Annotated in this window: 4 protein-coding genes; 1 reads left to right on the top strand and 3 read right to left on the bottom strand. The window is 38.4% G+C overall.

Annotated features, from left to right (window positions below; all coding sequences use genetic code 11):
• Nucleotides 1-283: 283 nt before the first annotated feature.
• The gene (locus Q8S11_RS12920; RefSeq protein ID WP_305662529.1) at nucleotides 284-1,099 is read left to right on the top strand and encodes an N-acetylmuramic acid 6-phosphate etherase; all 816 of its coding nucleotides are present in this window, start codon (nucleotides 284-286) and stop codon (nucleotides 1,097-1,099) included.
• 22 nt (nucleotides 1,100-1,121) lie between these two features.
• Here Q8S11_RS12920 and Q8S11_RS12925 read toward each other — a convergent pair whose 3' ends face one another.
• The 3 genes from Q8S11_RS12925 to Q8S11_RS12935 all read right to left on the bottom strand — a co-directional run.
• Nucleotides 1,122-4,943, bottom strand: coding sequence for a hypothetical protein (locus Q8S11_RS12925; RefSeq protein ID WP_305662530.1), 3,822 nt, complete (start codon nucleotides 4,941-4,943; stop codon nucleotides 1,122-1,124).
• 66 nt (nucleotides 4,944-5,009) lie between these two features.
• Nucleotides 5,010-6,506 (bottom strand): hypothetical protein, encoded by a 1,497-nt coding sequence (locus Q8S11_RS12930; RefSeq protein ID WP_305662531.1) that lies wholly within the window; start codon nucleotides 6,504-6,506, stop codon nucleotides 5,010-5,012.
• Nucleotides 6,503-7,002, bottom strand: a 500-nt coding sequence (locus Q8S11_RS12935) for a DUF6797 domain-containing protein (RefSeq protein WP_371135164.1), incomplete at its 5' end; no start/stop codon positions are given. The genes Q8S11_RS12930 and Q8S11_RS12935, both read right to left, overlap by 4 nt.

The raw sequence follows: 7,002 nt of genomic DNA on the forward strand, positions 1-7,002 counted from the left end.
TAATAGATATCATGAAATTAAGTAAGCAAAAAAGCTAAAGCTGTTATCTGGATAATTATAAGCCTGGCTTTTAACCTTCCTTATATCGAACTCACGTTAAATTATCTTAAGTGTATCGTTTCTGCTTTATTTAAATGAATAAATGATGGTTTTAATCGCAAAAGTGCACGATGAAAGATCTTATATAAAGGACTAATAATATTGATGGAAATGTTCGTATTATTGACATTATAAAACAGAAATAAAATCAGAAAAGGGATATTGTAACATCCTTAAAATTAATATGACAAGAATTACTGAAGAAGCATCAAAATACAGACATCTGGAAAAAATGTCGGTAGAAGAACTGACATCGTACCTGAATAAAGAAGATAAAACGGTTGCATTGGCCATTGAAAAAGCTTTGCCCGAACTGAACATACTGATTAGTACAATTGTTACTAAGATTGAGAATGGTGGAAGGTTGTTCTACGTGGGTGCAGGGAGTGGTGGGCGCTTATCCGTTCTTGACGTAATTGAACTACCGACAACCTATGGGGTTTCTTCCGGAATTTTCAATGTAATTCTTGCCGGAGGTAAAGAGCATCTGATAGAAGCTCTGGAAGAAATGGAAGACGATGTAAAAGCTGCCTGGCAGATGCTTCAGGAGGAAAAGGTATCGGAAAAAGATATTGTCATTGGTATTTCGGCCAGCGGTACCACCCCATTCGTATTGTCAGCATTAATGGAATGCAGAAAACATGGAATAACTACTTCCTGCATTGTCAGCAATCCGGGATCTCCAATTGCAGCGGAATCTGATATTCCGGTAGAAGTAATCACCGGACCAGAATTTGTTACCGGCAGTACCCGTATGAAATGCGGAACAGCACAGAAAATGATTTTCGATATGATTAGCACGAGTACCATGATCAAACTTGGTCGAGTACTTGATAATCAGATGGTTAATGTAAAGTTAATCAATGATAAAATTGTTGACCGAGCGGTTAAAATGTTAATGAATAATAGTGGAATTACGGTTTATCTTGAAGCTAAACAATTGCTTATAGAACAGGGCAGTGTAAAACAGGCATTAGATTATTTCAACCGGAACAAATAACAATCAAATGTTTTTGATCCCCTTAATGGCTTAAACGATATACATCCCCATTTCTTAGGATTATTAGAGAATTTGAAGAGCTTTTTTCAATGAAAATATTTGAAATTTCATCTGGAAAAAGAACTGATTCATCTATACTGCCCATACCCGAAAAATTAAACAAAACTCTCTGTGCTGTAGCAGCAAGGTAATGTGCCTTATCCTTGATCTGGTATCCCTCAACTTTTAGAACTCTGTCATTCAATGTTTTTCTGAAAATTGTATTCCCTTTATCATCCAGCACATAAAATTGAAAACCTTCAGTCCCGACAAGAATCTCAAGCTTCCCATCATTATTAAAATCCCCGTGTTTGATATCATTTACTTCCCCTCCCACATTTGTGCTCCAGTATTCCTGAATTTTAGTATTAAAACCGATCATCCGGATTTCACTTTGTTTGGTTCCTAACAGCACTGTTGGTTTAACGGTTTCAGACCCTTTATTCAAAACATGCGCAATTTTCCAGCCCGGCCCTCCTGTTTTTCCTGTGATCAGTTCATCATCTTTTATCAAAGTATAATAGTAATATTCAAGGGCAAAGATTCCCTCTTCCTTACCATCTGCATCCAGATCAGCATATTCCATATCCTCAATACCATAAAAATATAAGGCAGTTTCATTTTTTAATTTCCCATCAAGATCCAGTTCATAGATATACCTGAATTGTGTGCCCACCATAACTACAGGCTGCTGATCCTTACCATTCTTTTGGGCAATCCTGACATTTGTAATTCCTAACAGATTCCCCTTATATTCCCGATGTGGCTGATCATCTGGAAATTTATAGCTCCACAGTTCTTTTCCATTAATATCCAGTGTATGTACATACCAGTTTTCAGTTGCAATAAATATAAATGTCCTGTTTCCGGCATATTGCAGACTCACTTCATTGATCCTGCCGCTGGCTGAAAATGTCCAAAGGCTTTTTCCGTTAGAATCAATTGCTTTCACAGTTCCATTAATACCTCCCAGTAAAATATCTTCTTTATTATCAGCATTCAGATCTGCAGAAAATGAGCTGCTTATCTGCTCATTCATCGAATAAATCCTGTCAGAAATACTGACTGGCAAAGATTTGAGAGGATTATCCTTGATTAAAGGCTTCACATCTGTAACGGAAATAAGCTGCTTAACGATCCGGCTCTGTAAATCTGCTTTCCACTGAACTATTCCTGAATCAATTGCAATTTGTCTTAAGATTTCCCCTGATTGTGTGTACCTGGTTTTATTTTTTAATAAGTCAAATGTTTTCCATACCCCAGTCCTTTTATCCCACTTAAAAAAAACAGCTTCCCGAAAATTTAATTCCTGATTTCCAATCTTAATTTTTGTCACTGAAGCAGCGATAAGCTCATTATCCCCAATTAAATGAAAGCTGCCATTGCTTGAAAAGTCGGTGCTGTTAAGTCCATCTTTAACTGCAAGCCATTTTTGATTCCCGGCTTTTATTTCAATTGTATTTTTTCCAATATTAGTAGAATGAACCAAATCATTATCTGAAGAATGACTGGAAAGTATATTAATAAAACCGGCCTGGTCTTCTTTTTTATACTCCTTTTCGTTGATTACCTCTGTTAAAACAGTCTCCTTATTGGCATAAGGATAGGGATAAACCGTTTTCCAGTATTTAATAAAGTGCCCGTATATATCTTTGAGCCTAAGAACTGCAGGGCTTAAGCTCTGAATCTTCATGATCAGCCCCTTTTGTTCGACCAGGAATGTGTTCTTTTCTATTTTCGGGCTACCCAGTGATTGCCAATGATTTTTAAGCAAAAAACTTCCTGTTTCATTAATTTTCAGATCATCATAAATGATGAAGAACTTACCTTCCGGGCTTATTATCATACGTTTCCAGTCAGTCCCGTTATAATCAGGCACAGTACTGCTGCTAAACCCGGTTCCATCAAGGTCGGCCACCCAATCCAGCTTTACCAATGGTGGCTTTTTCCCTTGTTTACCATCCTTCACAATAACTAAACCTGAATGATACTCCGGAGTATTCTGAATATAATCACGGTCATTCAGAAACAATCTACCTTTAGAACTATAATTCAAGATCGCATTTCCATCCTGATGTCCATGTTTCCCGGCAGAAAAACCATCCAGAATAAGGTAATTGTCATTTAAGCCAAAACCAGATCTGAATGTCAGTTTATGAAAGGTGTCCTTTTGCTCTACATTTATTTTATCTTGTTTTTTACTTTTCTGATCATCATTATCCGGGCTTTTAGTAAATTCCGGGACATTATCAATCTGGTTCATCAGATCATCATATACCCCCTGTTCAATCTCCTGAGCTTGAACTTTAGGATATAAACTTTCGTCGGGTTGTTCTGAATTTTTAAGACTCGCGATATATCGATGTATGGGATAGATCAGGTCCGGCATTTTTTGTTCTGTAAAAGGACCTGTACGGGTACGTTCAAGCAAAAAATTATAAACAGGATCATTGTAAAACCAGGATGCTGCATTCAGCAGCTGGGAATGTCCCCATGAATAAGCACTGCTCATCCCAAAAGGATAGGTATCACCTCCACCAGATAGTGTGCCCAGATTATCAATCATCATTGAATGCAGATCTGCACTAGGCCTCAGGCTTTGATTGATAAATTTCAGATCACCTGAAAGCATCGCATAATCGATATTTGCAACCGGAAGATGCGCCAGATAATCGGAGCCTTCGTCAAGACTAATATAAGATGTATTTCCGGTAAAAATCTTCTCTCCTCTATGCTTCCATTGAGCGGTTTCAGACAAACTATAATACTTTTCAAAATACTGACAGGAACCAATCAAGGAGAGGGCAGGAAATATCTCATGGTTCCAGCGTGGTGCAGATTCAGATGCCCTTACCAGATAATTATCCATGTAATTTGCCTTAATTAACAGGTAAAGCGCAGAAAGAATCTGCCTACGGTCCGAATCAGAAAAAATTGGGGAAGCTTCAAGAACACTCCAGTTCTGGAATATTTTTTCACCCTGGATCCACATATTCTTACGCACGTTCAACTGGTAAATGGCTTCTGTGGGATGAGAAGTCACAAATTGGGAAAAGCCCTTCAATAACTTATAATATACTTCCCCGTATTCCTGATTTGCAGTTAGTTGATAATACTCTCCATATAACTTTATTCCGGCTAAAACACTTAATAATGCATCTGCAATAGTCTCGTTATTGATAACAGGCTTCAATTTTGAAAGCATTTCATCAACTGACCTAATATTAGGCCTGAAAAATGAATTAGTTTCCTTAGGCAATTTTGATTCAAAAAGCCATGGAATTTCGTCATTGCTTCTAGTTTGCAATAAGGTCTTTAAGCGATCAATTGCATGTTTCGCGCCTTCAATGTCTGATGCAGAAACCAAAATTGTATTCCCACCCAATCCGAAAGGATCGATCAAAGTAAGTAACTGATATCCGCCTTTTCCCGGATAAATTGCATCAGCATAAGATAAGCGCAAACCGTATAAACGTGCCATTTGCCTATTATTAGCAAGATTACCCAGCATGATCGTATTCCCAGACCATCCCTTAACAAACTTATCAGAATCAGGAAAACTTATTTCTGGTATTATTCCTGTCCTTTCCTTAATCTTTGCCTGCAGATCAATTGCCAAATCCTTCCATAAGCGTTCTTCGGGTACATGGATCTTTATATTCTTCAGATCTGTGTTTTTCTGAAGATTGCGTGGGGAAATATTCTTTATTAATGAGTCTGCAGTTATCGTTTCTAAGCCAAATATTGTTAAACTAGTGCAGGAAAAGATCAAGGCCAGCAAAACCCTAAATGAGTGTTTCATCATCTTATCTATAGTTATAACTAATTACTATTCAATATGTTAAACTTATATTTTTAAATCACAGACAAACTATAAATCAGTTGATTTTAATTTATTAAGAGTATAACATATCAGTTTATTGTTCAGGGTATTACCTGTTGAAGTTTTAATATCTCCCAGGTTCAATTCATAAACATATCCCGGCTTTAAAGCAGCAAGGGTTACTGATATTTTTTTACTGTCATTAGAAATTTTGATATCGGTAACGGGAACATCCTGAATATCAAACTGATCGGAACCATACTTATTATGGTATTTATAATAGTAGTGACGAAATTTAAAATTGTCAGGATTTGTAGCTGCAGACACCTCCAGTGGCTCAGTAAAGGTCAGCTCAAATCCATTTTCAGTCAGATTCATACTATAGATATCCGCAGGTGGCTTACCTGTAAAAACTATCCGCTGAATCCCCTGATCTCCCAGCCAGCCATGAGAGTTTTGACCAATCCATAAACTTCCATCCGGTGCAAAAACCAATCTGTTATTCCCCTTTCTCAGGCCATTTCCCTCAAGAAATGGAATACATGCACCCTGTAACTCACCGCCGACCCGCTCAAGCATTACTCTTACAATACGCTCTTTGTTCATTTCACCGATGATTAACTGACCGGAAAATGGTCCAAATTTCCCTGAGGTATTATCACAAAGCGGCTGGGTGGGTGAATTTGCTATGATACCATGTGGAAATAAGACTGCAGCTCTGGTTCTCATACTATCCAAAACCGGAATTGGTAATAAAAATGGATTCCCCTTATTCCAACCTTTCTGCCAAACCAGACTTCCGGGGTGGCCATAGAACCTTCCTTCCTGTACATGATGCAATGGACTGGTACCAATCCAGTCTCCCTGATTATCCGTTGCAAACAGATTACCTTCAAGATCAAATCCCAGTCCGTTAGGAGAACGGAAACCCGAAGCAAAGGGCTGCAGCTTACCATCACTAGTTAATTTCATCATCCATCCCCGGTAAGGAACATTCGAAAACATTTGACCTTTACTGCCCTCTTCACGGCCCAGGGGATTAATTTCACCGCGCACTTCTGGTCTGATGTTCCCACCACCCGAGGAAGAATTTAAAGCGATAAACAGATCGCCCTTCCTATCCTTAACCGGACCGTAATTGAATTCATGATAATTCCCGGAAATCCCGAAATCATCAGTTACTTTTTCATATAAATCAGCAATCCCATCACCATCAGTATCTTTAACTCTTGTCAACTCAGGACGTTGCATTATTAATAATTCAGAATTACTGATTACCAGAATCCCCAAAGGGTCATGAAGACCTTCAGCGAATAATTTCCATTCCTTTGTTAAAATATTGTAAATCATTACCTCACCCCTGGTAAAGCATGCAACCAAACGACCATCAGGTAAAAATTCAACAGCACCGGTCTCACTGGTTAATCCCTCAGGCATTTTGATAGTTTCAACCCGGTATGATTCATTGATTTTCTGGGCCTGAATCGATTCAAGGCAAGCAAAAAATAGAATTCCAGTAAGGCAAGCGATCACATTATACTTCATAACTGTGTCCCTTCCTTTACACTCATGGTGATGCTGAATTTTCTGGCCTCTTTTGATGTTAATTTCAACCTATTCCCTTCCCATGATCCCGCTGAGGCCTTATACTTAATCCCATCAAATGGATCAGTATTGAACCATACAGTCCTTTTAACATCCGGAATCCTGAAAGTCCTGCTTAGACCCCTACCATCGGCATTGGGAAGAATCAGTTCATAAACATCAATTCCGTCTATTGTATAGTGAAATTCAGGAAAACGGTTAATCAGTTTGTAGCCTTTATATTCCGGTTTTGGCGCTTGGTTATCAGCACTAAATGACAAGGGAAATTGAGTTTTATCCTTAAAAAACAGGGTTCCTACAACTTTTGCGAGCACATCGCCTTTACCTTTCCACAGTTCAGAATTATCGAGAAAACCACCCTTCCAGGCAAAGCGTAATTTGCAGGTACCGGCATCCCAGCAATAGGATAAATCACCGGGAAGACTGACGGCGATGG

The organism is Daejeonella sp. (assembly GCF_030695525.1).
In the GTDB taxonomy this organism is placed as follows: Bacteria; Bacteroidota; Bacteroidia; order Sphingobacteriales; family Sphingobacteriaceae; genus Daejeonella.

Coding starts and splice junctions, on each gene's coding strand:
- Q8S11_RS12920 (WP_305662529.1), top strand. CDS start 284: ATGACAAGAATTACTGAAGAAGCATCAAAATACAGACATCTGGAAAAA.
- Q8S11_RS12925 (WP_305662530.1), bottom strand. CDS start 4,943: ATGATGAAACACTCATTTAGGGTTTTGCTGGCCTTGATCTTTTCCTGC.
- Q8S11_RS12930 (WP_305662531.1), bottom strand. CDS start 6,506: ATGAAGTATAATGTGATCGCTTGCCTTACTGGAATTCTATTTTTTGCT.